This window comes from Mesorhizobium sp. M7A.F.Ca.CA.002.09.1.1 (assembly GCF_003998555.1).
Lineage (GTDB): Bacteria > Pseudomonadota > Alphaproteobacteria > Rhizobiales > Rhizobiaceae > Mesorhizobium > Mesorhizobium ciceri.
The window spans coordinates 1-2,312 of the sequence record NZ_RZRR01000877.1 but is presented as its reverse complement, the minus strand read 5'-3'; the positions used below and the strand labels follow the sequence as shown (position 1 = coordinate 2,312).

Below are 2,312 nucleotides of genomic sequence, written 5' to 3'. Positions count from 1 at the left end.
ACATAATACAATAGACAAAAGCTTACCCCGGCTGAAGTTCTTGAGATAATTAGAGTTTACTCATATAGCTGAAACTTGTGTAAGTTATGGACTGTAATTCCGGGTTCTCCGCAAAAAGGACCGAGTTGTCCCGATGATCCGTTTCTGGCCTTCCATGGTGGTCGCATTGATTTCGCTGGCGGCGGTTTTGTTCGGGACGCTTCCGTCCTACGCGGACAGCTGCGGCGCGATCAGAAGCCAGTTGCTTTCGGGTGGCCGCAGCAACGGGGCGAACCCGGAGCTTGCTCAACTGCGCCGGCAACTTGCAGCCATCCAGACTATCGAGAGACAGCGCCAGTGCACGGCGAAAAGTTCGCTTGGTGGTCTCTTCAACGCTTGCGCCGATCTCGCCAGGAGCCGCTCGGATGTGCAGCGCCGGATCGCTGCCGCCGGGAATTCAGGCCGCGACACGGCGGGTCTGCAGGCGCGCCTCGTGGCGCTTGGCTGCGCGCCTTCGGCAAAGCAACGGTCTGCGCGCGCCGCGCCCGGCACCCAATCGGCGAGCACCACGTTCGGCGGCAATGCGATGCTGTTTTGCGTGCGTCTGTCGGACGGGTATTTCTTCCCGGCGCCAAAGTCGCAATTCGCCGCCAGCGGTGATCTGAAGGAGACGGCCGATCAATGCCGTTACATCTGCGATGACCCCAGCGTCGACCTCTACACGTTGAACGATGCCAGCCTCGAAACCGACCAGATGGTCGCGCTCGACACGCGCAAGCCTTATACCGAACTGCCGGCAGCCTTCAGATATCGCGATGATGCGAATTTCAAGGCATGCGACGTCAAGCGATACTACCAGCGGGTCACCGAACTGCGAGCCAGGACTGTGACGCCCGCCAACATGCGCAATGCCATTATTCCGCTGCCGACGGCGAAGCCGGATCTCGGCACGGTTGCGGCCGTCCCTGGAATCGATGCCGAAGCGCCAGGTGCCGCCCAGCACCTTTCGATCGAGGCCGGCAAGCGGTCGGTGCGCGTGGTCGGCCCGGCGTTTTTCCCGGCCGAATGATCGCCGGCTTCCCCAATTGGCGATCACCGGTTGCGGCGTGCCTGCTGCGATGCGGTTGCCTGATCCGGCTGGAACAGAGAGGCGCTCATGGCGTTGTGATCGACATCAGCCGGGAGAAACGCCGTGGCTACGTTCCGGGAAATGCGGGTACTGGAGATCGTCGAAGATGACTCGCTGACCACCGAACAGAAAATCGCCGAACTGCGCGAGATCGAATCCGAGGCGCGTGGGCTGCAGCGGGCTGCCTCGGAGGGTCCGATGGACGACGATGACGGCTGGCAGGAAGATCTGCGTCAGGTTCGTCTTGCACTCGACAAGCTCGGTGCGAAGGAGCCGAAAAAGGGCGCTGCTTCACTGTGAGGCCGGGTCACCGAAGCTATCCGCGGATCGCGTCTTGATCGCATCCCATCCGAAAACCGGGTCCCGCTTTTAGGGACCCGCTCCGATCTAATCGCAGACCATGCGAGCTCTCTTGCCAGGCTCGCTGACGTTCCTGCAGGTCAGCGGCTTCGCTGGCGCCGATAGGGAAGCGGACGCAGGCAACCTCGTCTGGTGCCGTCTCGGTGCGGCATGGCTGACCTTGCGCTCGGAAAAACGCCGGTCCGGCTGCGGCGCCACAGGAAAAGCGCCGTTCTCGACCTCGGATTGCCCATAGTCGACATTCGGTGGCGGCCGATCCCAGAATCGCCGGACATCAAGCGGTCTCGGGATGACGACCGTGCCGTCATAACTGCGCGAGCAACCGCCGCCGAAAAGCAGCGCCAGCCCCATGAAAAAAGGCACAATCCGTCCAAGCATCAGCAATACCCCTGCCGTTGCTTATATAGCGGGTTCGACCCCGCCGACAACCGGGCGGAATGAAGCAGACCGCGCCGCGCAATCCTGTCCAACCGACCGTTAAGGTTAGCGGATCCTTAATGCTTCTCGGGCAGATTCCGCCGACGAACCGCGGAGGAGGGTTCGGCCTTGGTTTTCGGGGTGGGGACGGCATGGCGGAAGCGGACGAAACAATCGGCGCGCGCGGCAAGCGCGGGCCTCGCAGATCCACAGTGCATGGCGACGATGCCTCATCGTCCGCCTCTTGCATGGATTCGAACGATGCGCTTCGCCAACTCGTCGAAGCCGGTTCGGACTGGGTCTGGGAAACGGACGCCGAACTGCGCTTCTCCTGGCTTTCGCAAAATTACCAGGCCGCCACCGGCATCGATCCGGCAAACGTGCTTGGCCGGTTCCGCTTCGACTTCCTCAACCAGGTCCTGAACGG

The 2,312-nt window shown here is 61.8% G+C and carries 4 protein-coding genes; 3 read left to right on the top strand and 1 reads right to left on the bottom strand.

Annotation, left to right across the window (positions count from 1 at the left end; all coding sequences use genetic code 11):
- The first annotated feature begins 133 nt into the window (after window positions 1–133).
- Together EN994_RS27725 and EN994_RS27720 are read left to right on the top strand one after the other, a co-directional pair.
- The gene (locus EN994_RS27725; protein ID WP_063169150.1) at window positions 134–1,048 is read left to right on the top strand and encodes a DUF2865 domain-containing protein; all 915 of its coding nucleotides are present in this window, start codon (window positions 134–136) and stop codon (window positions 1,046–1,048) included.
- Between the two features lie 123 nt (window positions 1,049–1,171).
- Window positions 1,172–1,408, top strand: coding sequence for a hypothetical protein (locus EN994_RS27720; RefSeq protein ID WP_013529265.1), 237 nt, complete (start codon window positions 1,172–1,174; stop codon window positions 1,406–1,408).
- An 87-nt stretch (window positions 1,409–1,495) separates the two neighbouring features.
- On the opposite strand, the gene EN994_RS27715 is transcribed toward EN994_RS27720, so the two are convergent.
- Window positions 1,496–1,846 (bottom strand): hypothetical protein, encoded by a 351-nt coding sequence (locus tag EN994_RS27715; protein WP_013529266.1) that lies wholly within the window; start codon window positions 1,844–1,846, stop codon window positions 1,496–1,498.
- Window positions 1,847–2,037: 191 nt separating this feature from the next.
- On the opposite strand from EN994_RS27715, the gene EN994_RS27710 reads away from it, so the two are divergent.
- Window positions 2,038–2,312, top strand: a 275-nt coding sequence (locus EN994_RS27710; RefSeq protein ID WP_164746253.1) for a PAS domain-containing protein, incomplete at its 3' end; no start/stop codon positions are given.

Bases quoted from the DNA above. Each gene is read 5' to 3' on its own strand.
- EN994_RS27725 (WP_063169150.1), top strand. From the start codon at position 134: ATGATCCGTTTCTGGCCTTCCATGGTGGTCGCATTGATTTCGCTGGCG.
- EN994_RS27715 (WP_013529266.1), bottom strand. From the start codon at position 1,846: ATGCTTGGACGGATTGTGCCTTTTTTCATGGGGCTGGCGCTGCTTTTC.